The following is a 1,103-nucleotide window of genomic DNA, read 5'->3' on the forward strand; positions in this document are numbered from 1 at the left end:
TGTACAACAGCTCGATGTAGGCAAGCTGGAACAAATCGTCCATGAAAACCGTGAAATGGCAACCCAACTTTTAGAAGAAGGATTTAAATACAGTGATGACTCCTATAAAACCATGTTTATCAAAGAGCACCGCATCGCTGTGGTCGACCGTGATAAAGACGGAAATATAATCTATAAAACAGATGCAAATGGACAGTATATCAAAGACGCTCGTGGACAACCAATACCTTACGCACATTATTTAACGGATGAAGAAAAGCAGCATTTACAAGAGGGTGCTGATGGCAAGGTGCATGTGTCCTTTAATGGCATCTTTACTCCACCAGAGGAAGCCGCTGTTTATGCGGTTCAACATGCGAAGGATAAAAATGAACCGCTTTATTTTGTGGTGTTCCCAGAAGCGGANGCCACCCTATGAAGCCGCTGTTTATGCAGAGCAACATGCGAAGGATAAAAATAATCCGCTTTATTTTGTTGTGTTTCCAGAAGCGGATTCTGCTATCTCAGAACTTCTAGTCGCGGGCTATCAGAAGTTTATGGAAAATAACTTTTGGGGTTTAACCAATTCCACACAAGAAGCAAAAGATTTGATGTATAGCTATGGTCTTACAGGATTAGAACTTTATGGACATAGTCGCGGGACAATGACATTGGGGAATATGCTGAATTCTTTCAAACAAGAAGGTGTTCACGGTATAGCCAACGAAAACACGACTATCAATTTCTATGGACCAGCCTTTAATGCTTTATTTGCATCCGGTCTGTTAGGTTATGTGAGTGATAGCAAACAAACCACTATTGGCTTTGATGGGCATAAATTTGACTTTGTAAGCCGATGGATTGGCGGTAATGGCTATACCTACGAGACAATACCTGCTGGTAGTAGCAGGTGGAAAGAAACATGGAATATGTTCTCAAATCCCAACAGTGTTCACACATGTCTTGGACATGCGAATGCTATGTGCAACATACTTTATGGCACATCTCATCTAGAACAAAAACCTTGAATTAGATCATGGAGAAAAAAATGAAACAAACCTTAAAATTATTAAGTGCGATAACTCTGTTGAGTATAGCTGGGTGCCAGTTTAATAAAACTCCCA

Annotated in this window: 1 pseudogene; it reads left to right on the plus strand. The window is 40.5% G+C overall.

Annotation, left to right across the window (positions count from 1 at the left end):
• Positions 1–1,007 (plus strand): annotated as a pseudogene (locus tag ACFIJ0_RS08830) (filamentous hemagglutinin); the annotation flags it as partial.
• Positions 1,008–1,103 lie beyond the last annotated feature (96 nt).

The organism is Bartonella sp. OC68QHHN (assembly GCF_042193875.1).
Lineage (GTDB): Bacteria > Pseudomonadota > Alphaproteobacteria > Rhizobiales > Rhizobiaceae > Bartonella > Bartonella grahamii_A.